A 25,136-nucleotide genomic window follows, 5' to 3' on the forward strand; every position below is an offset into this window, starting at 1 on the left:
TTACGCGGCAAACGTGCTGCCACCTTTCGGCTGTGCTCCGGCGGCCAGGCGCGGATGGTTGCCATCCATCAGAAATGCCTTCGACCAGGCTTCGAAATGTTCTACCGGCATCGGCCGCGCGAACAGGAAGCCTTGCGCAGTCGTGCAGCCGTTCTCAGCCAGGAAAACGTGTTGTTCTTCCGTTTCGACGCCTTCGGCGACAACCTCGTAACTGAGGCTTTTAGCCATTGCCAGAATGGTCTGAACGATCGAGCGGCTGTGATGGTCATCGGCGAGACCACTGATGAAACTTCGGTCGATCTTGAAGGTGTTGAACGGAAGACGCTGAAGATGCGCCAGACTTGAATAGCCAGTGCCGAAATCGTCTATCGCAAAGGTAATGCCGGCTTCCAGAAGCGGCTTTGCCGCTTCCGAGATTCGCTCCGGATCCCCCATGGCAACGGTCTCCGTCACCTCGAGCTGCAGCAGCTCGGCCGGAAAGCCCGTGATCTCCAGAATGTCGAGGACGCGGGCGGTGAAGCCCGGCTTTTCAAGCTGGCGAATGGAAACATTCACGGCCAGCGGCAAACGTTGGCCGTGATCGAGCCAGACCCGCCCCTGTCGGCAGGCCAGTTCCAGCACCCTGTCACCCAGGCGCGTGATCAGATCGCTTTCTTCGGCAACATCGATGAAACATCCCGGTGCCAACAGGCCACGTTCGGGATGGTCCCACCTGGCCAGCACTTCGGCACCAACCACCCTCAACGTGGCGCAGTCGATCTTGGGCTGAAAGGCGATGGTGATCTCGTCTGCCAGAAGGGCCCGTTTCAGTTCCGCTTCCAGACGGATGCGTTCGTGAGAGCGGGAATCGCGTTCGATCTCGTTGAAGAAGCATGCACGGTTGCCGCCGGTTCGCTTGGCCGCATACATGGCAATGTCCGCGTTCTTCAGGATAGCGGTGTAATCCTCGCCGTCATCCGGATAGGTCGAGACGCCGATGCTGGCCCCAACGGCCATTGTCAGACCGTTGATTTCCAGCGGTTGCTCGACGCATTGCACCAGTTGATCCGCGAGTGTGTAGACGTTGGACATGGGCTTTTCAGCAGGCAGGACGATGGCAAACTCATCACCGCCGAGCCTGGCGACAAGTGGTGAAAAAGCCGTCTTGCCTGCCGCAACCTTGTCCGAGGAGTTCAGCAAGCGCTGCAGCCGCGCCGCCACTTCCTTCAACAGTGCGTCGCCATGATCGTGTCCGTAGCTGTCATTCACCCGCTTGAAGCGATCAAGGTCAATAAACAGAACGGCCATCCGGACCGGCGTGCCGTCCGCAAGCTGCATGTTTGAATTGAAGTGCTGACGGAAGCTCTCCCGGTTCGGCAGTCGCGTGACCGGGTCCACATAGGCAAGCTCGTGAATGCGGGCCATGTTGTTCCGAATGGTTCCGACCATGTCTCGATAGGCGCGGGCGAGAACACCGATCTCATCCGTTCGTTCGACTGGGAAAGGCGCGTCGAAATTGCCGGCACTGACCGTGTGGGCGGTCTGGGTCAGCGCCTTGATCGGCCGGACGAAATTTTCCGCAAAATGAAACGTCACCGGAACACAGAATATCAGGAGCACCAGGGTGATGACGATGTTCCGTCCCCAGATGGCGAACAGCATGCCGTTGGCCTGAAGCCGTTTGACCGACACCAGCGCAACCCCGAGAACCGGGCTGTCTGCCGTCTCGCGCACCGGCAAGGCTATTTCGATCCTGTCTCCGGTCTGGCGGATCTGATCGAGCCCGGTTTGCAGCGACAGCGTGATCAGCGGATGCTGGTCCATTTCGTCGAAGTAGCTTGTGTCCGGATCGCTGTCGATAGTGACCGCACGCGCAGGATCGTGAACCTGCGCCAGATCGACCACACCGCTGCCGGCAATGCTTTCCAGTTCCTGTTCAAGGATCAGATAGTGGTGGTTGGTCAGATGCGGTACGGCCAGTCGGCTGACGGTCGCCCCGATGGCTCGCGCGTCCGAAACCACCCTTTGCTCCTCGTCCCGCAGGTCCAGGTAGCTCGCCACCATGATCATCACGACCGAGAGCGCCAGAAACAGGCCGGCCACCAGCAATACAAAGCGGGTGCGCAGGCTGGGCAGCCAGGTCGACAGGACTTTTATCAGCTTTGAGACAGCCCCATGCGTTCCAGGCACGCCAAACACCCCTTGCGAATACCTGAACACCATACAGAACAAGTCTTGAAGGTGGATTGAAGAAGGTAAATGCCGGCGACCAGATCGCGTAAACACTGATCTGTTCTTTAGCCGGGAAATCGTCTTTCCCGGCTTTTAAAGGATAACGGGTTATCTATGCTTGATTTATGCGGATTAATCGCAAATCGATCTATTAACGGATTTGGAAATTTCCTCGGCAATTCTACGAATTGGTTCCAATTCGGGACAAATTGCGCCTGCGACACGTTCAAACAGTCTGTTTTTATTGAAAAATCGACGAGCTGGGTGAAGCGGCCATGAAAAAAGGTGCCTGCGGGACCGCAGGCACCTTGATTTAAAACGACGCCGAAGCGCGCATCCTGCCTTATGACTGAAGCGTTGCCTGGGTCTTTTCCTTGACCTCATCCAGCGTTACGCCGTCAGCGAGTTCAACCACTTTCAGGCCGCCTTCGACAACATCGAAGACACCGAAATTGGTGATCACGCGATCAACGCATTTCACGCCGGTAAGCGGTAGCGAGCATTCTTTCAGAAGCTTGGGGTCGCCAGCCTTGGAGGTGTGATCCATGATCACCACCACGCGCTTGACGCCGGCGACGAGATCCATCGCGCCGCCCATGCCCTTGACCATCTTGCCAGGGATCATCCAGTTGGCGAGATCGCCGCCCTCGGACACTTCCATAGCACCCAGGATCGACAGGTCGATATGACCGCCGCGGATCATGCCGAAGCTGTCGGCAGACGAGAAGTAGCTGGTCTGCGGCAATTCGGTGATGGTCTGCTTGCCGGCATTGATGAGGTCTGCATCAACCTCGTCGTCAGTCGGGAACGGGCCCATGCCGAGCATGCCGTTTTCCGACTGGAGGGTCACATGGACACCTTCCGGAATGTAGTTGGATACCAGCGTCGGAATGCCGATGCCCAGGTTCACATAGAAGCCGTCTTCCAGTTCCTGCGCGGCACGCTTTGCCATGTCATCACGAGTCCAGGCCATGATGTTTTCTCCCTCAGGCTGCGCGCGTGGTGCGCTTTTCGATACGTTTTTCGTGGCTGCCGACGATGATGCGGTCGACGAAGATGCCGGCGGTGTGGATGTTGTCAGGATCGAGTTCACCGATCTCGACAATCTCCTCGACTTCCACGACACAGGTCTTGCCGGCGGTTGCCATCATCGGATTGAAGTTACGCGCGGTCTTGCGGTAGATCAGGTTGCCTTCCTTGTCGGCCTTCCAGGCCTTGACCAGCGACACATCGGCCACGAGGCCGGTTTCCATGATGTAGGTCTCGCCGTTGAAGTCCTTGTGCTCCTTGCCTTCGGCAATCAGCGTACCGACGCCGGTCTTGGTGTAGAAGCCCGGAATGCCCGCGCCACCTGCGCGAATGCGTTCGGCCAGCGTGCCCTGAGGGTTGAATTCAAGCTCAAGCTCGCCGTTCAGGTACTGCTTTTCAAAGGTCGCGTTTTCACCCACGTAGGACGAAACCATCTTCTTGATCTGGCGGGTCTGCAGCAGAAGACCGAGGCCAAAGTCATCGACACCGGCATTGTTGGAAATGGCCGTAATGTCCTTGGCTCCGGAATCCCGGAGCGCCACGATCAGATTTTCCGGAATGCCGCAGAGGCCGAACCCGCCGGCCATCACCGTCATGCCGTCAAAGGTCAGCCCCTCGAGGGCGGCCTTTGCGTCCGGATAAATTTTGTTCATGTTTCACTCCCGTTTAAGACCGCTACATGCGTGAGGCGCACATTCGCCGCTTGGTTCGACCGGGTCAAGAGCTCTTTCCCGCGTTGCAGCGAAAAACATGAATGGCCCGTCACTTAATCGATTTGCATCGCGTTGCCCGACGCCAAACTGCCGTTGCAGCGCGGTTTTGGGCGGTTTCCAGCAAGTTGTTTATGGTTTGTAAATCCTTAATGGCAAGAATTGAGCACCGTTCGCGGAGCGTTACCGCCACTCTCCAGCGCACCGGATACCTTGAGCCTACTGAGAGACACTACGCACCGTGTTCCCGTTTCTGTCGACATTCTTCAAGATCGCGGTCATCTCGCTGCTCGTCGGCGCGGGTCTTTCCTTCGTGAACATCACCGCGCAGGACATTCTGGGCTCGGTCGGCATGAGTCCTCTGGAGCTCTGGATCTATCTGCTGGAGTTTCGGGACTGGGCCATTCCCAACATGATCCTGGGCGCCTTCATCGTCGTGCCTATCTGGCTGGTCATCTACCTGATCCGGCCACCGCGAGCGGGATGACATTTCCCGATCAGGCTGTCTGAGCGGTTTTCCGATGTTTCCAGCGATCAACGGTTTCCTGGAAACTCCGTTTTGCCTTCAGGGCAGTGATCGCCGCGTGACCTTTCACCGTAAGCGGCAAAAGCAGGCGTCGTGTCGGCTGTTCCGTGGCGCCGAACCTGCTTTTGTAACCCTGGTGACCCGTACCGAAACCATAGACCCGAATGTTATTGTCCCGCGCCCAGTAGATCGATTGAACCAGTGCCACCATCCCAGGTGAAAACCGGTGCCATTGCTCCGCCCCGATCGAAATCAGAATAAGGGTGGCGTAGCCATCTTCCACCAACATCGCAACCACGGCGATAGCGTCGTGACCGGACCTCAACGCCAGAACCTTCAGGGGATTTTCCAGCCCCGCTTGGGCCGCCAGGGCGCGATAGAAGTTTTCCCGGTTGTCCTGTTTCATGGAATTGGCGCGGCCGAGTGCTTTGAAACGCTCCTCCTTGGAGACGATCAGAGCTTCGAGAATTTTCACACGCTCTTCAGGGGTCGTTGCTTCGACCAACTGAACGTCTTCGCTTTGAAGCTTGCGAAAGTTGACCCTTGCCTTCTTGTAGATACTTATCCCGGATTTGACCCCGGCGGCGAGCAGGGCGTCAGTTTCCAGAAAGAGGCTGCTGCTTTCCGGGCTCGCGTTTGGATGCACAAAGAAGGGATTATCAGCGCTGCCTATCGATACGTGCAGTTTCTTGATGTCCACCACATCGGCATCCGGGATGGCCTCGATCATGGCGGACATGACCGCCTGCACCGTTTCAGCGCCTTCGCTTGCGAGCGCCTCGCTCAATACCGGGCCGTTCTGGTCTGCCACGCCGAGGTCGGGAGTGGATGCGATGCGAACCGGACCTTTCCTGAAACGGATCAACGGCAGCAATGCAAGCGGGTCCTGCAAACCGGCGCGATAAGCGGCAAGCACTCCGAAAGTGTCGCACGCAGCAGGTGCCATTTCCTGAAAAAAGCACTCGACGAACCGCGGTGCCTGAAACGCCGAACATATGGCTCCGCCGGGTAGTGAAGCCCAAAGTGAGCGCAAAAGGTCCGCGCCGGGCTTCTCATGCCAGACAACATGAAGCTTCTGCCCAGCCACCTGCCCGCGGAAGGTCTCCTTTCCTGCCACGCCCGACATCTCCGTCACGTATCCACCCCATTCCTGCGCAACGCGATCTGAAGCATATCCTGAGCGGCACGATGCGCTTCACGGGCACCGACGAAGAGCCGTCCACGCGTGCTGAGTGGCATAAGAAGACGTCGGGAAGGTTGCTCAACCCCACCGAACCGTTGCTTGTATTCCTGTTGTCCTGTGCCGAAGCTGAACCAGCGAACACCGGTTTGCGCAGCTTGCTGTATCGCCTTGGCAAACAACACCATGCCCGGCGAAAAGGCGTGCCACCGCGGATCCCCGATAGACACCAGCACGGCGGTCGCCTGGGAACCAGACATCATCAACACCATGGCCGCAACGGTCTCTTCTCCGCCTTTCAGCGCGATGGCCCTGAAAGGCGAGGACGAAGCTTCCATCTGCGCAAGGCGGATGTAGAAGTCAGCACGGTCTTCACGTTCCAGACTGTCTTTCCGCCCGAGCTGTCGGAACCTGTCGCTGCGCTGCGCCGCAAGTGTCTTGAACAATTCAGTTCGCTCTTCAGGCGTTTCAGCCTCAACCAGGCTGACACCTTCCTTCAGGAGCCTGCGAAATTTGGATCTGGTCTTCTTGTAGATGGACTTGCCGCACCAATTGTCCGACCCCTCTCCATCGCGAAGATCGAGGAGAAGGGAACTGTTCTGGGAAATGGTTTCCGGCATGAAGTTCAATGGGTTTTCCCGGGCGTCGATCCGGCCATGCAGTTTATGTATGTCGACGATATCCGCATCGTGAAGACGCTCAAAAAATGCCCGGATCATTGCAACCCGGCACTCTCTGGAGGCCCGGCATCCTGCACCAAGAACCGGCGCATTCTGATCGGCGAGACCAAAATCCGGCATGCCAACGACCCGGATTGGGCCACGCTGGAACCGCACCAGCGGCAACAGCATACAGGGAGAGGCTTCCTCGCCTTGCTCCGCGAAAACGCCCACTGAAAATCGGTAATCACCTGTCTTCAGTTTGGTTTCCTGCAAAGCTGCAAGAAACTCCGGTGTCTGAAACGGCGTCGATACGACGCCGCCCTTCAACGACGACCAAAGACCGCTCATATCCGAAAGCGTTGGAGCTTCGAGTTCACGAACCTTTATCCGGGAAATAGCGCTGCTTTCCAGAGCCAGTAGATGCTCTGTTTCCCGCAATGCCATCACTCGCAATACCCCAATAAAAACCATCGGCCCGGACACACCAATGAAGTGTACCGCCCGACCGTAAAATAGGCATGGTTTTGTTAAAATTCAGTATTGTCTACACAATATCACCGACTTCTGGAAGCTTCGGAAATCATCACCCTTCCGCGCCAAAGGCCGCCCTTTCGTCCCGCTCCTTTTGCGCCTGTTGCCGCTTGGTCGCAATGGAGGCGGCAATCACGCCCATGGTGACCAGAGCAACGAGAATGGTACAGACCGCATTGATCTCCGGCGTCACGCCAAGACGCACCTGTGAGTAGATCTTCATTGGCAGCGTGGTGGCGCCTGGTCCCGTGGTGAAGCTGGCGATCACCAGATCGTCCAGAGACAAGGTGAAGGCCAGCATCCAGCCGGCAATGACCCCTGGCAGGATGATCGGCAAGGTAATCAGGAAGAAGGTTTTCACCGGCGGGCAGCCGAGGTCTTCTGCGGCTTCCTCGATCGACTTGTCGAAGCCGACCAGACGCGACTGGACGACAACGGCCACATAACAGCTGGCGAAGGTGGTATGCGCCAGCATCACGGTCCAGAATCCGCGCGTATAGTCCATGGCCACGAACAGCAGCAGCAGCGACAGGCCGAGGATCACTTCCGGCATCACAAGCGGCGCGAAGATCATGCCGGAAAACAGAGACCGGCCGACGAAGCGTCCGGACCGCACCAGCACAAGTGCAGCAATGGTGCCGATGATCGTTGCCAGTGTGGCCGACGCAAAGGCAACCCGCAGGGTCACCCAGGCCGCATCGAGCAACTGATCATTCTGCAGCAGCGACGCGTACCACTTGGTGGAGAAGCCGCCCCAGACCGTCACCAGACGGCTCTCGTTGAAGGAGTAGATCACCAGCAGCACGATGGGCAGGTAAAGGAACGAAAAGCCCACCACCAGCGAGGTGATGTTGAACCAGGTCGGGCCGCGCGTCATCCATCTCTCTCCGACATTTTCTGCTGCTGGTTCTGGAAGAGCACGATCGGAACCACCAGGATCATCAGAAGGATCACGGCAACCGCAGAAGACACCGGCCAGTCGCGGTTGTTGAAGAACTCGACCCAGAGCGTCTTGCCGATCATCAGGGTGTTGGACCCGCCAAGAAGATCCGGGATGACGAATTCACCGACGGCGGGAATGAACACCAGGAAACACCCCGCGATGACACCGGGCAGCGACAACGGCACGGTGATTTTCCAGAAGGCCTTCCAGGGTGGGCATCCAAGGTCTTCGGCGGCTTCCAAAAGGCTGCCGTCCAGCCGCTCCAGGCTGGCATAAAGCGGCAGAACCAGGAACGGCAGGTAGGAATAGACGATGCCGATAAAGACCGCGATGTTGGTATTCATGATCACCAGCGGTTCGTCGATGATGCCGAGCATCAGGAGAAGCTGGTTGAGCAGGCCTTCGTTTTTCAGGATGCCGATCCAGGCGTAGACGCGGATCAGGAAGCTGGTCCAGAACGGCAGGATCACCAGCATCAGCAGCGTCGGACGCAAGGATTGCGGACTGCGTGCCATGCCATAGGCAATCGGGTAGCCAATGATGAGCGTCAGAAGCGTTGAAATAGCCGCGATGACAACCGACGACAGATAGGATTTCCAGTAGAGATCGTCTTCCGTCAGCCAGACATAATTCTCGAAGGAGAATTCCGAGACGCTTTCCCAGATACCGTTCCAGCCTTCTGCCAGATCGAAGGTCGGCACATAGGGCGGAATGGCGACGGCCACCTGCGAAAGGGAAATCTTGAAGACGATCAGGAACGGCGCCAGAAAAAAGATCAGCAGCCAGATGTATGGCACCGAAATCAGCAGCCAGCCGCCGAGCGTCCGTTTGGGTTGAGCGGGAACGTGTACGTCGGACATCGTTTCCTCCTACCCTTTTAGAATGACGCCGGCGTCCCGGTCGAAGGACATGACGACCTCGTCATCCCAGGTGATCGGGTTTTCGACCATGCGCGAGACATTGGCGAAGGTCGCGCGCAACGTATCGCCGTCGTCGTCGCCGACTTTCGAATGGATGATCGACATGTCCCCCAGGTAGGCGATGTCCCAGACAACGCCGTCGATCCTGTTGGGGACGCCCTTTTCGCGGCGCCCCTGGGCAATGCGGACCTTTTCCGGACGAATGGCATACCAGACCCGGTCGCCGACGGCGGCATCGGTCACCTGATCACTTTCGATGGAGAAGTTGTCCGCGACCGAACGCAGCTTCGTACCGGCGTCCGATTTCTCGACGACGTTGGCTTCGATCAGATTGATGTCGCCGATGAAGTCGGCAACGAACTTGGAATTGGGCGCTTCGTAGATTTCGGCCGGGGTCGCAACCTGCACAAGCTCGCCCTTGTCCATGACGGCAATACGATCGGCCACTGTCATGGCTTCTTCCTGGTCGTGGGTCACGATCAGGAAGGTCATTTTCAGTTCTTCCTGAATGTTCATCAGCTCGAACTGGGTTTCCTCACGCAGCTTGCGGTCAAGCGCGCCGAGCGGTTCATCCAGCAGCAGCACCTTGGGGCGCTTGGCGAGCGAGCGAGCCAGCGCGACGCGCTGGCGCTGACCGCCGGAAAGCTGGTGCGGACGACGTTTGGCAAATTGTTCCAGCTTGGTCAGCCGCAGCATTTCGGACACGCGCGCTTCAACTTCCGAGGCCGGCAACTTGTCCTGCTTCAGACCGAAGGCAATGTTCTTCTCGACGCTCATGTGCGGAAACAGCGCGTAGGACTGGAACATCATGTTGGAGGGACGCTTGAAGGGCGGAATTCCGGCCAGGTCCTGGCCATCCAGAAAGATCTGCCCTGATGTCGGTGTCTCGAAACCCGCCAGCATGCGCATCAAGGTGGTCTTGCCACAGCCCGAGCCACCAAGCAGCGCGAAAAACTCGCGCTCGTAGATTTTCAGGGACAGGTCTTTGACCGCGGTGAAATCACCGAACTTCTTTGTGACATTCCGGAATTCGATAAACGGTGTCTTGTCCGGATCGTCCCACGGGCTGTAGGCCCGACGCACCGGTCCAATCGATTTCTTCGCCAAAACAATCTCCCACCCCTAAGAGACCTTCCCAAGACTAAATCGCCGGACCCTTGGAAAGGGCCCGGCGGTGTTCGTGTTCGCTTACTGGCCGCTCTTGACCGAGGTCCAGGTGCGGGTCACGACCCGGTTCACCTTCGGAGGATAGGGGGTGACGGTGTAGAGGTTCTTCACCGCTTCCTCGGTCGGGTAGATCGCCGGATCCCCGATCACGTCCTCGTTGAGGAATTCCTGCGACGCCTTGTTGCCGTTGGCGTAGTAGACAACGTTGGAAGCCTTCGCCATCACTTCAGGACGCATGATGTAGTTCAGGAACTCGTGCGCCTCTTCCTTGTGCGGAGCATCGGCCGGGATCGCCATCTGGTCGAACCACATCAGCGCGCCCTCTTTTGGGATCGAATATTCGACGGTCACACCGTTGTCGGCTTCCGCCGCACGGTCGCGCGCCTGCAGAACGTCACCGGACCAGCCGACCGCCAGGCAGATATCGCCATTGGCAAGAGCGTTGATGTATTCGGAAGAATGGAACTTCTGGATGTACGGGCGAACCGACATCAGGAGCTCTCCGGCCTTTTCGATTTCCGCCGGGTCCTTGCTGTCCGGATCGAGACCCAGATAGTTGAGGGCAGCCGGGATCAGCTCGGTCGGAGCGTCCAGGATGAACACGCCGCAATCCTTCAGCTTCTCGATGTTCTCCTTCTTGAACAGGAGATCCCAGCTGTCCACCGGCGGGTTGTCGCCGAGCGCGGCCTTCACCTTGTCGACATTGTAGCCGAAGCCGGTGGTGCCCCACATGTAGTTGATCGAGTGCTTGTTGCCCGGATCATACTTGTCGACGCGTGCCTCGATGTCCTTCCACATGTTGGACAGGTTGGTCAGCTTGGACTTGTCGAGTTCAGAGAAAACACCGGCCTGAATCTGGCGGGCCAGGAAGGTTCCGGTCGGCACGACGACATCGTAGCCGGTACCGCCTGCCAGCAGCTTGGTTTCCAGCACTTCGTTGCTGTCGAACACGTCGTAGACAACCTTGATGCCGGTTTCCTTGGTGAAGTCTTCCAGGATGGTCTCGTCGATGTAGTCGGACCAGTTGTAGACATTCACGACCTTGTCCTGGGCGAATGCAGCACCGCTCATCAGGCTGAGAACGGCAACCCCGGTCAACATGGATTTAAACGTCATTTGAGAACTCCCCTCAGAGTTTTGTCAGTGGCCCTTTGATGGCCTAGTGCCTGAATGCAAATGGACATTTGCGCTGTTTGCGTCTTGTCTGTCCCGCAGATTGGCTATGGCGCCGGTTTTTGTCCAGCGTCGATTTTGGGCAGCAGCCGATCACAAATAAGTCTGTCGCTCAAGCGATGAGATCTCCCGCCCAAATTCGTTCAGTTCCTCCCGTTTGATCTCGGTAAGTACCTTGTGCATTTCCTTTCCGACCGCCTGTTTCATTAACTTGGAGGCTTCAAAAGCATCAATGGCTTCGTCCATCCAGGGGGTCAGTCGCTTCTTGCGTTTCTCATACGCATTGCCGGTCACGGGCGCAGGCGGATCCTTTTTCAGCCTGAGGCCTTCCATCATGCCGGCGAGAATGCCCGTCAGCACAAGATAGGGGTTGGCGTCGGCGCCCGCGATCCGGTGTTCGACACGGGCAGCTTCCGGTGTCGAGGCCGGAACCCGCAGGGCCACGGAGCGGTTGTCGTACCCCCAGCAGATGGAAGCCGGAGCATAGGATCCCGGCTGCATTCGGCGGAAGCCGTTGAAGGTGGAGATGAACAGCAACAGAGCTTCCGGCATGGTCTTCAAAAGACCGTTGATGGCATATCCCAGCCGGTCTGCGCCGGTTTCCGGATCCGCGAACAAATTGCCGTTATCGTCTTCCATGGACACGTGCACATGCATGCCGTTGCCGGGCCATTCCACGAAAGGCTTGGCCATGAAGGACGCCTTGAGTTCGTGCTTGCGGGCAACACCTGCCACCAGGCGGCGCAGCATGACAACGTCATCGGCCGCCAGGAGCGGGTTGCGGCGATGGTGCAGGTTGAGTTCGAACTGGCCGGGCGCGGCTTCGGAAACTGCGGCGTCCGCCGGAATGCCCTGAACCTCGCAGGCCTTCCGCAGATCGTCCACCACCGGCAGCAAGGCCTCCAAGTCGGACAGCGCGTACATGTTCTGGCGGGCAGGGCCGAGATGGGTGGAGAACAACGGCTTGGGCTGCTCCGTCCAGTCGCCGTCACTTTCCTCGAACAGATAGAATTCCAACTCGAAGGCGCAGGTGGCGGTCACGCCGAATTCGTCCTTCAGCCGGTCGACCATGTTTTCCAGCACGTGACGCGGGTCTGCCAGGAACGGATCGCCGTCCCGATCGTACATGGACAAAAGCACCTGGGCGGTCTTGCGGTCGGTCCAGGGAACAAGCTTCAGCGTTTCGGGGATCGGCCAGCAGACACCGTCCTTGTCACCCGTTTCCAGATGCATGCCGGTGGCCTCGACCTCGCGCCCCCAGACATCAAGCCCGTAAAGCGAATAGGGAAAGGCCACGCCGCCCTCGAATACCTTTTCGAGCGCCTTGCCCGGCAACCACTTGCCGCGCAGCACGCCGTTGGTATCGGGCAGAATGACCTCGAGCGTATCAAGATCGGGATGGGCGGCCATGAAGGCCTCGAAGTCCGTCTTCCAGCCGGGCAGCGCCGGATGCTCGAGGATCTGGTGGGGAAGCTCGTTCATTTAGAGTTTTTACGCCCCTGCGTCTTGCTGGACTGAGCCGTCCGCACTCCTGCGGCGGCCGGCAGCTTTTGTTTGCGTCCTTTTCAAAAATGTGATCACTTTCGGAAAACCCTGTCAAGCGGGATCGCATAAATTGACTGTTTGACTTTTTCGGGAGGACGTCTTTGGCCCTTCGGCAATCCGCTTTGCAATCCGGCCCCGTGAAGGAGGCCAGCGGCCCTTCCACGTCCCGTGGCGCAACCCGTGGGCAGGTCGACAATGCCGTCCGGTCCGGGCTGCTTACAGGCCGGTTCATACCTGGAAAAGCCGTGACAATCCGGGGGCTTGCCGCAGAACTTGGCGTCAGCCCGATGCCAGTGCGCGAAGTGTTGCAACGGCTTGCGGCTGAAAACGCTCTCGAGGTGAAACCGAACGGCCGGGTACAGATACCCGACATGACCCCGGCCCGCTTCGACGAGGTGCTGAAAGCAAGACTTCTTCTGGAACCGGAATTGGCCGAATTGGCCCTGCCGCACCTGACATCCAAGGATGCAAAGGACCTTCAAGCGATCGATGACGACATCGACGAGCGGCTCACAAGTGGCGATGCAGAAGCCTACATGCGGCTCAACCACGCCTTTCACTTCCGCATTTACAGGGCGTCCGGATCCAAGGTTCTGCTGCCGCTGATCGACAGTCTCTGGCTGCAGTTCGCGCCATTCATGCGCACGGTTTACGGACGGGTCGGCACTGCCAGTCTTGAGGACCGTCACAAGGAAGCCATCCGCGCGATCGAAGATCAGGACGGCGCTGCACTGCGGGCTGCGATCGCGGCCGATATTGCCGACGGCATGGGGCTTCTCGGCAAGGAAATCCTGTCAAATGCATCAGGCGGTTGATCCTTTTTGAAAGCCATGTCATTTTGTGATCACAAAATGATTTCTCCGACCCGGGACAGCCCCATGCAGACAGGCACTTGATAACGCCCCTGTTTGCCGTCCAAATGGCCTTCCCTGCCCCGGCCAAAGTGCCAAAACCATTGGAGCTTCTTGTGACTGCTGAAACGCCTGCCAGCGAAAGCGAAAATCCGATCGACAGCCTGCGCGGTGTTCCCGATGTCGATGCGGCCCGTGACTGGCTCAACGCGCGCAACATCCAGGACATCGAATGCATCGTTCCGGACCTTGCCGGTGTTGCCCGCGGCAAGATGATGCCGACTGGCAAGTTTTTCTCCGGCCCGGTGATGACGATGCCTGCTTCGATCTTCGCGCAGACGATCTCGGGCGATTATCCGGACGACGACGACTGGTTTCAGCACAACCCCATCGACGGCGATCTCTATTTCAAGCCCGACTACAGCACCCTTACCACCGTGCCCTGGGAAAGCGACCCGACCGCGCAGCTGATCCACGACGCCGTCACCCGGCAGGGTGCACCGGTCGAGACCGCGCCGCGCAATGTCTTGAAACGTGTTCTCAAACTCTACGAGGACAAGGGCTGGGAGCCTGTCGTGGCGCCGGAAATCGAGTTTTACCTCGTCCGTCCGAACACGGATCCTGACTATCCGCTTGAGCCGCCGCGGGGCCGGTCCGGCCGTCCGGAAGTCGGCCGACAGTCCTATTCGATTTCCGCGCTGAACGAATTCGACGACCTGATCGACGACATCTACGACCTGTCGGAACAGCAGGGCCTCGAGATCGACACGATGATCCACGAGGAAGGCGCAGCGCAGATGGAAATCAACCTGCGCCATGGCCAACCGCTGGCCCTGGCCGACCAGGTGTTCCTGTTCAAGCGCACCATCCGCGAGGCCGCGCTGCGTCACGAAATGTATGCCACCTTCATGTCGAAGCCGATGTCGAACCAGCCCGGTTCGGCGATGCATATTCACCAGTCGGTGGTCGACAAGGAAACCGGCCTCAACATCTTCGCGGATGAAAACGGCGAGGAAACACAGGCGTTCCTGTCATTCATCGCCGGTCACCAGCGGTTTCTTCCGCGGGTCACCTGCATCATGGCGCCTTTCGTCAATTCCTATCGCCGGTTCTCCAAGACCTCGACCGCACCGGTGAATGTCTACTGGGGCTACGACAACCGCACGGTGGGTCTGCGTGTGCCTTATTCCAACGCCCAGGCACGTCGTCTGGAAAACCGGGTACCGGGGTCCGACGTCAACCCGTATCTCGCGATCGCCGCAAGCCTTGCCTGCGGGTACCTGGGAATGGTCCACGGGCTCAAGCCGGATTCGCCGAAATCTGACGACTGCTCGGAACGGTCCAAGTCCCTGCCGCGAGGTCTGCCAGAGGCGCTGGCAAAGTTCGAAAAATCCGACGAGATGATCGAGGTATTCGGCGAACAGTTCGTCGCCACCTACCGCGCGATCAAATACGAGGAATTTGAAACCTTCATGTCCGTGATCAGCCCCTGGGAGCGGGAATACCTGCTGCTCAACGTCTGATCCCGTCTGTCACTATCCGGAGCGTTCGCCAATGACGGCCCATTCCAACATCTATCCGACCAAGGCCCTTCAGGAGCTCGATGCCGCCCATCACTGGCATCCTTTTTCCGACATGAAGTCGCTGAACCAGGAAGGCAGCCGGGTGATCACCCATGCCGACGGTATCTGGCTGACGGATTCGGAAGGCAACCGGATCCTCGACGGCATGGCCGGTCTGTGGTGCGTGCAGGTTGGCCATGGCCGCAAGGAGATTGCGGATGCAGTCTACAAGCAGATGAACGAACTGTCCTATTACAACACGTTCTTCAAGACGACCCATCCGCCCGCGATTGCATTGTCTGAAAAGCTGGCGAAACTGGCACCCGATCACATCAACAGGGTGTTCTACTGCTCGTCCGGGTCCGAGGCCAACGACACCGTGTTCCGCATGGTCCGCACCTATTGGGACAAGATGGGCAAGCCGGACAAGAAGGTGATCATCGGCCGCTGGAACGGCTATCACGGCTCGACGCTCGCCGGCACCAGCCTCGGCGGCATGAAGGGCATGCACCAGCAGGGCGGCTTGCCGGTTCCGGGCGTGCATCACATCGACCAGCCCTACTGGTTCGGTGAAGGCCATGAAATGAGCCCGGAAGAGTTCGGCGTCTTTGCCGCGCGCAAACTGGAAGAAGCCATTGACGAGATCGGTGAGGACAAGGTTGCGGCCTTCATCGCCGAACCGATCCAGGGCGCCGGTGGTGTCATCATTCCGCCGGAGACCTATTGGCCGGAAATCCGCCGTATTCTCGACGAACGGGATATCCTCTTCGTTTCCGACGAGGTCATCTGCGGCTTCGGCCGTCTCGGCGAATGGTTCGGCTCGACCCACTACGGCATGAAGCCGGACCTGATGCCCATCGCCAAGGGCCTGACGTCCGGCTATCTGCCGATGGGCGGTGTCATGGTGTCCGATCGCGTGGCCGAAGGTCTGATGCTTTCGGGTGAAGAGTTCTACCACGGCTACACCTATTCCGGTCACCCGGCCTGCGCCGCGGCTGCACTCGCCAACCTGGAAATCATCGAACGCGAAGGCCTGGTCGAGCGCGTCAAGACCGATATCGGTCCCTATCTCAAGGAACGCTGGCTGAAGCTGGGCGATCACCCTCTGATCGGCGAAGCCCGCATGACCGGCCTTGTCGGTGCGCTGGAATTGGTGCCGGACAAGAAAAACCCGCACCGACCGTTCAAGGACGTCGGCACGGCCGGCACCATCTGCCGCGACATTTCCTTCGGCAACGGCATGGTCATGCGCGCGGTGCGCGACAGCCTGATCATTTCGCCGCCGCTGGTCCTGACCCACGAGGAGGCGGATATACTGGTGAAGACCGCCGAGAAAACCCTCGACGAGACCTATCAGGTCCTGAAGCGTGACGGCTGGATAGGCTGACACCGACAGCCGAACCGGTTGCGGGGACGATGAAACATGCGTCATCTTGGCATCGGTTCGGCTTCTCTTAATTTGCTAACATCCGAATATAACCTGATCGGTGATCGAACCGGCTCGGGGCCGGCGTGCTGCCTGCCTGAAGGCGGTCCACCTGCAAAATGGTAATCCTGGGTGAGAGGCATTGATGTTCGGACGTGTTTTCAGACTGGGAAAGCGGGATTTCTCATCCCTTTCCGAACAGGAAATCCTGGCGCTTGCGATTTCCTCCGAGGAGGACGATGCCCGCATCTACAAGGCTTATGCCGATGGTCTGCGTGACCAGTATCCGCAATCGGCCAAGGTCTTCGACGACATGGCCGCAGAGGAAAACCAGCACCGGCGGAGACTGATCGAACAGCACCGGGCTCGGTTCGGCGAAACGATCCCTCTCATACGCCGGGAACATGTGCGCGGCTATTACGACCGCAAGCCCGACTGGCTGGTGCGCCCCCTCGGGCTGGAGAAAGTCCGTGCCATGGCCGAGGAAATGGAGGCGCAGGCCTATCGCTTCTACACCGAAGCTGCCAAGCGCACTTCGGACGCAGGAACCCGCAAGCTACTGGGCGATCTTGCGGTTGCCGAGAAAGGCCACGAGAATCTCGCCCAGCGCCTTGGAGCCAAACACACGCCCGACGACGTGCAGGAACAGGAGCGCGAGACCGAACGTCGGCAATTCATCCTGACCTACGTCCAGCCGGGCCTCGCCGGTTTGATGGACGGCTCGGTATCAACGCTGGCTCCGATCTTTGCCGCCGCCTTCGCGACGCAGGACACCTGGCAGACCTTCCTGGTCGGCCTGTCGGCCTCCGTCGGGGCGGGCATTTCCATGGGCTTTACGGAAGCGGCCCACGACGACGGCGTGCTCTCGGGACGCGGATCACCACTGAAGCGCGGCCTCGCCTCGGGCATCATGACCGCCCTCGGCGGTCTTGGTCACGCCCTGCCCTATCTCATTCCCGAATTCTGGACAGCGACAACTGTCGCCGCATTCATCGTTTTCATCGAATTGTGGGCGATTGCCTGGATCCAGAACCGCTACATGGAAACACCGTTTCTGCGGGCAGCCTTCCAGGTTGTCCTCGGTGGTTCGCTGGTCTTTGCGGCAGGCGTTCTCATCGGCAACGCCTAGAAGATCACACGGACTGAAGTTGCCCGGCTTAACGGTCGGCAACTCTCCCTTTCGGCCAGGCCATGTCCCGATCGCAGGCAAGTTTTCACTTTTTTTCGGTCGGCTGTCGGATAAGCTCGCGCCTGCACGTTCCTTGGGTATCAATCCAAGCAACCGGAGGGACCCACATGCTTTTTTCCGTTTTGATTTACGCCAGCGAAGATTTCATTGACGCTCTGCCACCGGAAGAGCTCGCCACCGTTTATCAGAAACACGGCGCCTTTCACGAACACACCAAGACAAACAACTCCTTCGCCGTTGCAACCAAGTTGATGTCGACGGGAACGTCGGTCACGATCAACAAGGACAAGGACGACTTTATTGTCACTGACGGGCCTTTTGCCGAAACGAAAGAGCAGTTCATGGGCTTCTACGTGATCGACTGCCCGACACTGGAGGACGCCATCGAGGCGGTGAAGATCCTGCCACTGGATCATGGTCGCATAGAAATTCGTCCGGTGGAATTCTTCGAGGGAGCCGATTTCAAGAATGCCGAGCGCCTGGTTATCAGCGCATCTTAGGGCTGCCCGCCCGCGCGTCCTGGCAGCGCTCAACCGCGTCTTCGGCGACATTGACCTTGCCGAGGATGCGTTTCAGGACGCCTCGTTGAAAGCGCTCAAGGCGTGGTCACCCGACCGGATGCCGGCGGATCCGGTTGCCTGGCTGATCATAGCCGGACCCAATGCCGGCATCGATACGCTGCGGAAACGCAAAAAGGAAACCCTCACCGCACCGGATGATCTCGAGCCTCTTCCCGAAGGCCCGCACCCGGAAGACGAGCTGACCCAATCGCTGGATCATGCCGTCTACCGGGACGACATCCTGCGTCTTCTGTTTACCTGCTGCCACCCGGTGCTGCGCCGGGACCAGCAGATTGCCCTTTCCCTGAAAATTGTCGCAGGTCTTGCTGTGGAGGAGATTGCCCGTGCATTTCTGGTACAGGCCAAGACCATGGAACAGCGTATCACGCGTGCGAAGAAACGGCTGCAGGCGGCCAAACTGAGCTATGAGGAGCCGGACAGAACCGCCCGTGCCGAGCGACTTTCCGCCGTAGCCAATGCCATCTATCTGATCTTCAACGAAGGCTATGCGGCTTCACAGGGTGAAGAACTGATCCGCGAGCCCCTGTGTGAGGAAGCGATCCGCCTGGCCCGCCTGATCGTTCGGCTGTTTCCCGAAGAACCGGAACTGCGCGGCTTGCTGGCCCTTTGCCTGATCCAGCATTCCCGCCGCAAGGCCCGGCTGAGCCGGAGCGGCGCTGCCGTAACGCTGGAAGACCAGGACCGTTCGCTTTGGGACCGGAAACTGATCGCCGAAGGCAACATTCTGCTTGAGGCCGCCTTGCGCAAGGCGCGGCCCGGCCCCTTTCAGATCGAGGCAGCCATTGCCTCGACCCACACCCAGGCTGCGACCTACGCAACCACCGACTGGGTCGAGATCGACCGGCTCTACCGTGCCCTGGAACATATCCGGCCTTCACCGGTTGTCGCGCTCAACCGCGCCGTGGTCCAGGCAAAGCTGAACGGTGCGCAGGCCGGCTTGTGCCGCCTGGAGAAACTGGCTGGCTCTCTGGAGCGCTACCCGAACTTTCACGTTGTCCGCGCTACCTTTCTGGAAGAACTGGGCCTGGCTGAAGAGGCTCAGGCCGCTTACCGCAAAGCGCTGGAATTTGCGGGAACCGATGTCGATCGCGACCATATCCGCCGGAAAATGAAGGTTTCTGGCGGACCATAGGCCTGTTTCGAGCCTCGTCTTGCTCAGATCCGATCAGAAAAAAATATTTTTTGGTCCCCCTGTCGGGTCTGCCTGTCGCCCGCCGTCCTCTGATCACCTGGCACTGCCAGGCAATTGTTTTCAACACAGAGGATGAAAGACATGAGCACTCCGTCGCAAACACATGGCGCGTTCAGCTGGATGGAACTTCATTGCGCTGACGGTGCCAAGGCGCAGGCCTTCTATTCCGACCTGTTCGGCTGGGGCACAAAAACCGTGGATGTGGGCGTAGGCCCCTACACCATGATCATGAACAATGAAAACATGATCGGCGGCTTCCCATCCATGGAAACTGAAAGTCCCCGTTGGCTGCCCTATGTGACTGTCGACAGTGTCGATGCGCGTGTCGAAAAGGCTCGTGCGCTTGGTGCGACGATTGCAATGGAACCGATGAGCATTCCAAACGTCGGCCGCATGGCAACGATCGTCGACCCGTTCGGAGGCGTGATCGCGATGATCACATACGAAGAGCCGACAGACGCGTGATTGCGCCTGCCGCTTGAACCTTCAGCAGCCCCGGCCTTGTGCCGGGGCACGCTTGGTGGAATGCGGCCCGCGATAACCTTTCGAAAATTCTGGCTGACGGAGCCACTGATGCAACGGATGACGTTCTGGCGCTGGTGCGCTTCGTGGTTTTTCCGGGAAAGGTTCCGGCACAGTTTTTCCGCGTCAGAGCAGCTTTCCGTGCAGACCGCCGATCAGAACTTGTACCAGAGAAACAGACCGCCATGGCCGTTGAGCGCCTCTCCCCGGTCTTCAACGATCGGGCTATCGGCCATGCCGCCGAGAAGCACCGACCCGCCGACGAGGCCACCGACGCCCCAGTTTTCGGTTACGGCAAATCTTGACGAGACATCCACGCTCACGTCCCTGAAGCCTGCGTCGGCCTTGTATTCCTTGAGACCGCTCGCGGCCGCGCCTTTTGCGGTCACGGAATAGTAGGCGTCAGCATAGGTGCCGTCGACAAAGGTCGTGGAGACATCAAGGCCGATAGCCAGTCGCTGGGTCGCGTTGATTTCGTAACCCAGGCTGAATGTGGCCGTTGTGCCGCTGTCGCCGATGACGTCATGGGCAATCTCGACACTGGCACCAAGTGAATCGCGATCAAGCAGCAATCCGGCGTAACCACCGCCTGCCATGGCACCAACCCAGAGCTCCTCGTCAACATCGGGAAGCTTGTCGACAACATTGTCGGACACATCCTTGCGGCCCGTACCGTAGCCAATAAGCGGCCCGGCGTAAAAGCTGTCGAAAGGCAGCACGTTGGCGGTCGCCGTCAAACCGTTGAACTTGACGAAATAAGGCCCCTTTTGCACAGACGCGATGATGCCGGGAACGAAACCGTAGTCCTTGGAGCCCAGGTATTCCGGACCGAAGAAGGGACCAGCGCCAACCAGTACGCTCCAGTCCTTCTGTTCCTCCCCCATGGCAGGACATGCGACAAGCGCGAGACTTGCAAGGACGCTAGCCCGCACATAACACTTAGACGACATTAGACAACCCTTCTGCATTGCGACCCCAGCAATGTTGTCACTGTCTATATGCGGAATTTTCAGCCGTCAACGAAAATGTTGACAGTGTCAACTTTTGGAGGAAACAGGCCTGAGCGACCCGAAATATCATCACGGCAATCTGAAAGAGGCCCTGATCCAGGCAGGGCTGGACATTCTGCACGAAGATGGACTTGAAGCCCTTTCGCTGCGGGCGTGTGCCGCCCGTGCCGGCGTATCGCATGGAGCGCCGAAGAACCACTTTGCCAACCTTGCCGTTCTGCAGGCAGCCATCGCGACGGAAGGATTTCGGCAGTTTGCGAGCACGATGCGCCGGCATATGGCGGATGCGTCCAACGACGCCCGTGAACAGATACTCGCAAGCGCCCGCGGTTACATCGCCTTCGTTGAAGAGAACCCGCATCTGTTCCGGCTGATGTTCTCCATGGAACGACAGATCGACATCTATCCGGAGCTTCAGCCGGCCAGCCGCGAAGCCTATGCGGTTCTTAGGGAGGTCTCCGAAGGACTTTCACCAGAGAATTGCGAGAACCCCGTTCACCGGACTTCCGTTGAAACCATGCTGTGGGCGTTCATTCACGGCTATGCCAATCTGAAGGCAAATCGGCAGTTCTATACGGCCAATGCGGAAACCGGACGAGACCCGGCACTGGAGGAAATCTTCCCTCAACTGCTTTACCTGACCAGAAATAAGGAAGTCTGACGGCCGCCTGTCCGAAAACCCTATGCCGCTCCGCAATGCTCCACGCGGTTCCGGCCGCGTTCCTTCGCCTGGTAGCAAAGCCGGTCGGCTTCGGCCAACAGGGTATCAAGACAGGCTGCATTGTCGTGTTCGACAGCGACGACGCCGAGGCTTGCCGTCACGCGAACCAGTTTTCCGTCTCCTGCGGCAACTGGCTCACAGCAGACGCTTTGCCGAATTTTCTCGGCTCCCGCCACTGCGTCCATGATCTGGCTGTTCGGAATCATGATGGCGAATTCCTCGCCGCCCATACGACCCAGAAGACTGCCTGGCTGCAACGTGCCTTGCACACGCCGCACGAAGCTGACCAGTACGGTATCACCGGCGGCGTGTCCGTAGGTGTCGTTGACCGACTTGAAATGATCGAGGTCGACCATCAGCAGGGCAAAGCCGTTCATGCCAAGGGAGAGACTGCGGGAGACCTCCTCGCGGAAAGCGTTGCGGTTGAGCACGTCGGTCAGTTGGTCGTGCGTGGCAAGATATTGCAGACGGACCAGCAACGCATTCCGGCTCTGCGTGACGCAGGACAACATGATAGGCGCCAGTGCAACAAGGGAAATGCCGAGCCGGATGGAAATGAGCGTCATCACGTCGAGTTGCAGGGAGCTGCTGTCGCCAAGCCCGTTTGACAGGATGACGAGACCCCACACTCCAATGCACAGCGTCAGTATCGCCGTCGGAAAGACCGGATAGACGACACCACACCACAAGAGCGCCGGAACCGGAAACGCAATGGCGCCAGGCCCTCCGACGACTGCTCCAGCAATACAGGAGATCAGCAGCAGGATCAGCGGCGCACGTTTTTCCTGCCTCAACCGGGCCAGCAGACCGGAAAAGTCCGGTAACGCTCCTTCCAGCTTCGGTGCTGACAGGATAACCGGCAAAAAGGAGATGTAGTTCACCAGCTCGGTCGTCGACCAGAATATCCAGCCGGGAATGACACCCCCGCCAAAGAGGATCGGATTTGCGATGCCGCCGACAACCCCTGCCAGGGAAGCGGCGATAGCCGAAGCCACCGCGAGATGGAGAAGGGCCAAGGGTTGTTGCAGCCGAACGGAGGAGGCAGGCAAGTACTTATAGACCTGATACCCGGCAGCCACCCCAACCATGTTGGCCGCATTCAGCAGCACGGCCTTTTCGAGCGTCGCTCCTGTCAAAAGATCCGCTGCCAGATAGCCTACGGCAGCAGCAACCCAGCTCTGCCAACAAGCCGACTTTGGCACACGGACCAGCAGTCCGAGGAGGATTGCGTTGGCCGGCCAGACTGCTGCCAGGAACCCGGTCGGCCGGGTAAGAATGCCGAAGATGCAAGCCAGGAACACCACCAGACCCAGCAAGAACGGTACGCGCATTTCAGGCCTTGCGACCCGGTCCAGGACACCACCCTTTCCGTATAAATTTGCGACCAATTTTCTCTCCATCTGCGACAGCTCGAATTAAGATAATTCAGGCATTCGCCGTCGGACGTTCCGCAATTTCCCGAAGTGCGCCCTTGGTTTCGGAAGGTTTCGGCAACCGAATCCGTTGATCCCTCTGAGGCATGGTGAGGGTGTTTATCTAACGAACCAATAAAAACACAAGCACAAAGTATGCATTAACTTCCGGAGCACGGATGTTTTGCATTAAGTTCACGTGGAGCGTTGACTTGGATTAGGCTGAACGACGTGCGGCATCACGAAAAGACCACGACGCCGAACCAGCCACCGGCTTAGAGAACCGTGTGCCGCAGACCGCCGTTGACTTGCAGGATCTCACCCGTCATTCCGCCGGAAAGATCACTGAGCAAATAGGCAGCAGCTCCGGCAACTTCCTCTGCAGTGACACCGCGGCGCAGGAACGACTGCCGCGAGAGAACTTCATGAACCTTGCGGAAGTCGGGCAGGACGCGCGATGACGTGGTCGGGACCGCACCCGCGGAAACACCGTTCACACGGACATTCTCATGGCCAAGTTCCGCCGCCAGCGCCCGCACGGAGTGTTCCAGGGCAGCCTTTGCGACACCCAGGACCTCGTAGCCGGGCACCACGCGCTCACCGCCCAGGAAGGTCAGGGCAACAACGGATCTGAGGTTCGGGTTGCGCCGCTGCACCTCCCGCACCAGGGCTATGAAGGCATAACAGCTGGTGCTGATCGTCTTCAGAAAGTTCTCTTCGCTCGTCCCCAGCAGACCGTTCTGTCCGGCTTCGCCGATGTCGGTCTTGGCCAGGCAGAACACCATGCCGGTCAGGTCGGTCAGATCGTCAATCGCGTCGATGGACTGCGGATAATCCAGGAAGCGGATGTCGTGATGTGGCGTTTTGGCAGACAACTTTTCCGGCCGGCGCGACGTCAGCACGGTTTCCCAACCGTTCTGATACATGTGCTCGCCGATTGCCAGGCCGAGCGATCGCTTTGAACTGACCCCGACCACAAGCACCTTGTTGGTCTTTACTGCGGGCTTCCTCAGATCGAAGAGCGTTTCGAGGGTGCGAGTGACGGCCATTGAGCGACATTCCTGCTGAGGACCGGAACCGGCCTGCGGTATTGGATTTCGGGAAACAATTGGCAATGCCCCGGTATCCCCGTTTCGACGCCACATTGCCTCGTGCGCCAGTGCCGGTTCGCCGGCAAATCACTTTGCCGCCAGACCATATGACGTATAATAAGTCAGTCTTGTGACAATGCGATTCACAGCCTGTAACCGGATGTTTCAATCCACTGACGAACTGCATTCCGGTTGCTGACACAAACTGGAGGGGCAAAACGCTTGCCGTGGTTCGGTTTCACCTTTTCCTTCGACAGCAAATGACCTTGGGCAAGCACTTGTAGTCTTCGGCGATGCCGACGGCCTCTTGCAAGGATCGCCGATCGCAAACAAATAGGGACCCCGCCTTGCGAGGTCCCCTGAAACGCTCGTTCGAATTTTGTGCGGCCGGCCTATGACCATTGGCGCAAGACGGGCAGGCCTGTTCGGCTTACTCCGCGGCGACCGCCAGATCCCGGTGGGAGCGGCGCGCCCACGGGCGTGTTCCTTCCGGGATTTCATCGACCGTGCCGACCGGCTGCAGATATTTGGTCACTTCGGGCCATTCACCGGCTTTCAGGGCTTTCAGCACTTCCGGCTTGGAGATCTCGAACGTCGACACACCGCAGCGGCGTGCCAGCGGCACCTGGTCGAGAATGTATTTCCCGAGCGCGCGGATATCACCCTTGTAGCCGATCTGCTCACGCAGGATGCGGGCTGCGGAAAAGCCGCGGCCATCGGAAAAGCTCGGAAAGTCGACGGCAACCAGTGCCAGTCGGTCGAGATAATTTTCGATCAGCTCGACATCGTCACCAGCCTCGACGATGACGGCGGTTTTGCCGTCTCGTGCCAGATATGCATCCGGGTCGATGAGAAACACGGTCATCGGTACAAGCGCATCGCCTTCGACAGTAGAGCCGGTTTCGGCATCTGTCCGCGCCCAGCTTTCCTCGACGAAATCGCCGTCCTTGAAAATCGTTGCCATTCTTTGCGTCCTCAAAAT

General features: G+C 58.7%; 23 protein-coding genes. 9 read left to right on the plus strand and 14 right to left on the minus strand.

Annotation, left to right across the window (positions count from 1 at the left end; genetic code table 11):
• The 3 genes from ACP90_RS23710 to ACP90_RS23720 form a co-directional block, all read right to left on the minus strand.
• Nucleotides 1-2,169: an EAL domain-containing protein gene (locus ACP90_RS23710; protein ID WP_062491925.1), complete on the minus strand. Its 2,169-nt coding sequence runs from the start codon at nt 2,167-2,169 to the stop codon at nt 1-3.
• A 385-nt stretch (nt 2,170-2,554) separates the two neighbouring features.
• Complete coding sequence (locus ACP90_RS23715) at nt 2,555-3,184, minus strand: CoA transferase subunit B (RefSeq protein WP_023002181.1); 630 nt, start codon at nt 3,182-3,184, stop codon at nt 2,555-2,557.
• A gap of 13 nt (nt 3,185-3,197) precedes the next feature.
• Nucleotides 3,198-3,893, minus strand: a complete 696-nt coding sequence (locus ACP90_RS23720) for a CoA transferase subunit A (RefSeq protein ID WP_023002182.1) — start codon at nt 3,891-3,893, stop codon at nt 3,198-3,200.
• 298 nt (nt 3,894-4,191) lie between these two features.
• On the opposite strand from ACP90_RS23720, the gene ACP90_RS23725 reads away from it, so the two are divergent.
• Nucleotides 4,192-4,437, plus strand: a complete 246-nt coding sequence (locus ACP90_RS23725) for a DUF6460 domain-containing protein (RefSeq protein WP_006940008.1) — start codon at nt 4,192-4,194, stop codon at nt 4,435-4,437.
• 10 nt (nt 4,438-4,447) lie between these two features.
• Here ACP90_RS23725 and ACP90_RS23730 read toward each other — a convergent pair whose 3' ends face one another.
• The 7 genes from ACP90_RS23730 to ACP90_RS23760 all read right to left on the minus strand — a co-directional run bounded on the left by ACP90_RS23730 (nt 4,448) and on the right by ACP90_RS23760 (nt 12,534).
• Nucleotides 4,448-5,593, minus strand: a complete 1,146-nt coding sequence (locus tag ACP90_RS23730; protein ID WP_158514213.1) for a GNAT family N-acetyltransferase — start codon at nt 5,591-5,593, stop codon at nt 4,448-4,450.
• A gap of 14 nt (nt 5,594-5,607) precedes the next feature.
• Nucleotides 5,608-6,762 carry a GNAT family N-acetyltransferase gene (locus ACP90_RS23735; protein WP_062490393.1) on the minus strand — a complete coding sequence of 385 codons (1,155 nt, stop codon included), beginning with the start codon at nt 6,760-6,762 and terminating at the stop codon, nt 5,608-5,610.
• A gap of 139 nt (nt 6,763-6,901) precedes the next feature.
• A complete protein-coding gene (locus ACP90_RS23740) occupies nt 6,902-7,726 on the minus strand; it encodes an ABC transporter permease subunit (RefSeq protein ID WP_023002185.1) in 825 nt (274 codons plus the stop codon).
• Complete coding sequence (locus ACP90_RS23745) at nt 7,723-8,652, minus strand: ABC transporter permease subunit (RefSeq protein WP_055657590.1); 930 nt, start codon at nt 8,650-8,652, stop codon at nt 7,723-7,725. The genes ACP90_RS23740 and ACP90_RS23745 overlap by 4 nt, the downstream gene beginning before the upstream one ends.
• A gap of 9 nt (nt 8,653-8,661) precedes the next feature.
• Nucleotides 8,662-9,819, minus strand: coding sequence for an ABC transporter ATP-binding protein (locus tag ACP90_RS23750; RefSeq protein ID WP_062490395.1), 1,158 nt, complete (start codon nt 9,817-9,819; stop codon nt 8,662-8,664).
• Nucleotides 9,820-9,900: 81 nt separating this feature from the next.
• Nucleotides 9,901-10,995, minus strand: coding sequence for a polyamine ABC transporter substrate-binding protein (locus tag ACP90_RS23755; RefSeq protein ID WP_031269801.1), 1,095 nt, complete (start codon nt 10,993-10,995; stop codon nt 9,901-9,903).
• 150 nt (nt 10,996-11,145) lie between these two features.
• A complete protein-coding gene (locus ACP90_RS23760; RefSeq protein WP_023002189.1) occupies nt 11,146-12,534 on the minus strand; it encodes a glutamine synthetase family protein in 1,389 nt (462 codons plus the stop codon).
• A gap of 200 nt (nt 12,535-12,734) precedes the next feature.
• On the opposite strand from ACP90_RS23760, the gene ACP90_RS23765 reads away from it, so the two are divergent.
• From ACP90_RS23765 to ACP90_RS23795, 7 genes are all read left to right on the plus strand, one after another.
• Complete coding sequence (locus ACP90_RS23765; protein ID WP_062491927.1) at nt 12,735-13,412, plus strand: GntR family transcriptional regulator; 678 nt, start codon at nt 12,735-12,737, stop codon at nt 13,410-13,412.
• A 152-nt stretch (nt 13,413-13,564) separates the two neighbouring features.
• A complete protein-coding gene (locus tag ACP90_RS23770; protein ID WP_031269805.1) occupies nt 13,565-14,971 on the plus strand; it encodes a glutamine synthetase family protein in 1,407 nt (468 codons plus the stop codon).
• A gap of 31 nt (nt 14,972-15,002) precedes the next feature.
• A complete protein-coding gene (locus ACP90_RS23775; protein WP_023002192.1) occupies nt 15,003-16,397 on the plus strand; it encodes an aspartate aminotransferase family protein in 1,395 nt (464 codons plus the stop codon).
• A 184-nt stretch (nt 16,398-16,581) separates the two neighbouring features.
• Nucleotides 16,582-17,565, plus strand: coding sequence for an iron exporter MbfA (gene mbfA, locus ACP90_RS23780; RefSeq protein WP_062490396.1), 984 nt, complete (start codon nt 16,582-16,584; stop codon nt 17,563-17,565).
• A 167-nt stretch (nt 17,566-17,732) separates the two neighbouring features.
• On the plus strand, nt 17,733-18,125 hold the full coding sequence (locus ACP90_RS23785) for a YciI family protein (RefSeq protein ID WP_023002194.1): 393 nt from the start codon (nt 17,733-17,735) through the stop codon (nt 18,123-18,125).
• Nucleotides 18,094-19,338 (plus strand): RNA polymerase sigma factor, encoded by a 1,245-nt coding sequence (locus tag ACP90_RS23790; RefSeq protein ID WP_062490397.1) that lies wholly within the window; start codon nt 18,094-18,096, stop codon nt 19,336-19,338. Before ACP90_RS23785 ends, ACP90_RS23790 begins: the two co-directional genes overlap by 32 nt.
• 141 nt (nt 19,339-19,479) lie before the next feature.
• Entirely contained in the window at nt 19,480-19,863 is a 384-nt protein-coding gene (locus ACP90_RS23795) for a VOC family protein (protein WP_145915830.1), read from the plus strand.
• Nucleotides 19,864-20,075: 212 nt separating this feature from the next.
• On the opposite strand, the gene ACP90_RS23800 is transcribed toward ACP90_RS23795, so the two are convergent.
• Nucleotides 20,076-20,870, minus strand: coding sequence for a MipA/OmpV family protein (locus tag ACP90_RS23800; protein WP_158514214.1), 795 nt, complete (start codon nt 20,868-20,870; stop codon nt 20,076-20,078).
• A 94-nt stretch (nt 20,871-20,964) separates the two neighbouring features.
• Between ACP90_RS23800 and ACP90_RS23805 the strand changes: the two genes are divergently transcribed.
• Nucleotides 20,965-21,591: a TetR/AcrR family transcriptional regulator gene (locus ACP90_RS23805; RefSeq protein ID WP_062490400.1), complete on the plus strand. Its 627-nt coding sequence runs from the start codon at nt 20,965-20,967 to the stop codon at nt 21,589-21,591.
• 20 nt (nt 21,592-21,611) lie between these two features.
• Here ACP90_RS23805 and ACP90_RS23810 read toward each other — a convergent pair whose 3' ends face one another.
• The 3 genes from ACP90_RS23810 to ACP90_RS23820 form a co-directional block, all read right to left on the minus strand.
• Entirely contained in the window at nt 21,612-23,039 is a 1,428-nt protein-coding gene (locus ACP90_RS23810) for a sensor domain-containing diguanylate cyclase (RefSeq protein ID WP_158514215.1), read from the minus strand.
• A 299-nt stretch (nt 23,040-23,338) separates the two neighbouring features.
• Nucleotides 23,339-24,112, minus strand: a complete 774-nt coding sequence (locus ACP90_RS23815) for an SDR family oxidoreductase (protein WP_023002200.1) — start codon at nt 24,110-24,112, stop codon at nt 23,339-23,341.
• A gap of 472 nt (nt 24,113-24,584) precedes the next feature.
• Nucleotides 24,585-25,118, minus strand: coding sequence for a DUF934 domain-containing protein (locus ACP90_RS23820; RefSeq protein ID WP_062490402.1), 534 nt, complete (start codon nt 25,116-25,118; stop codon nt 24,585-24,587).
• Between the last annotated feature and the right edge of the window lie 18 nt (nt 25,119-25,136).

Source organism: Labrenzia sp. CP4, from assembly GCF_001579905.1.
In the GTDB taxonomy this organism is placed as follows: Bacteria; Pseudomonadota; Alphaproteobacteria; order Rhizobiales; family Stappiaceae; genus Roseibium; species Roseibium algicola.

Coding starts and splice junctions, on each gene's coding strand:
- ACP90_RS23800 (WP_158514214.1), bottom strand. CDS start 20,870: ATGTCGTCTAAGTGTTATGTGCGGGCTAGCGTCCTTGCAAGTCTCGCG.
- ACP90_RS23775 (WP_023002192.1), top strand. CDS start 15,003: ATGACGGCCCATTCCAACATCTATCCGACCAAGGCCCTTCAGGAGCTC.
- ACP90_RS23785 (WP_023002194.1), top strand. CDS start 17,733: ATGCTTTTTTCCGTTTTGATTTACGCCAGCGAAGATTTCATTGACGCT.
- ACP90_RS23755 (WP_031269801.1), bottom strand. CDS start 10,995: ATGACGTTTAAATCCATGTTGACCGGGGTTGCCGTTCTCAGCCTGATG.
- ACP90_RS23715 (WP_023002181.1), bottom strand. CDS start 3,184: ATGGCCTGGACTCGTGATGACATGGCAAAGCGTGCCGCGCAGGAACTG.
- ACP90_RS23790 (WP_062490397.1), top strand. CDS start 18,094: ATGCCGAGCGCCTGGTTATCAGCGCATCTTAGGGCTGCCCGCCCGCGC.
- mbfA (WP_062490396.1), top strand. CDS start 16,582: ATGTTCGGACGTGTTTTCAGACTGGGAAAGCGGGATTTCTCATCCCTT.
- ACP90_RS23815 (WP_023002200.1), bottom strand. CDS start 24,112: ATGGCCGTCACTCGCACCCTCGAAACGCTCTTCGATCTGAGGAAGCCC.
- ACP90_RS23740 (WP_023002185.1), bottom strand. CDS start 7,726: ATGACGCGCGGCCCGACCTGGTTCAACATCACCTCGCTGGTGGTGGGC.
- ACP90_RS23720 (WP_023002182.1), bottom strand. CDS start 3,893: ATGAACAAAATTTATCCGGACGCAAAGGCCGCCCTCGAGGGGCTGACC.
- ACP90_RS23820 (WP_062490402.1), bottom strand. CDS start 25,118: ATGGCAACGATTTTCAAGGACGGCGATTTCGTCGAGGAAAGCTGGGCG.
- ACP90_RS23795 (WP_145915830.1), top strand. CDS start 19,480: ATGAGCACTCCGTCGCAAACACATGGCGCGTTCAGCTGGATGGAACTT.
- ACP90_RS23735 (WP_062490393.1), bottom strand. CDS start 6,762: ATGGCATTGCGGGAAACAGAGCATCTACTGGCTCTGGAAAGCAGCGCT.
- ACP90_RS23760 (WP_023002189.1), bottom strand. CDS start 12,534: ATGAACGAGCTTCCCCACCAGATCCTCGAGCATCCGGCGCTGCCCGGC.
- ACP90_RS23745 (WP_055657590.1), bottom strand. CDS start 8,652: ATGTCCGACGTACACGTTCCCGCTCAACCCAAACGGACGCTCGGCGGC.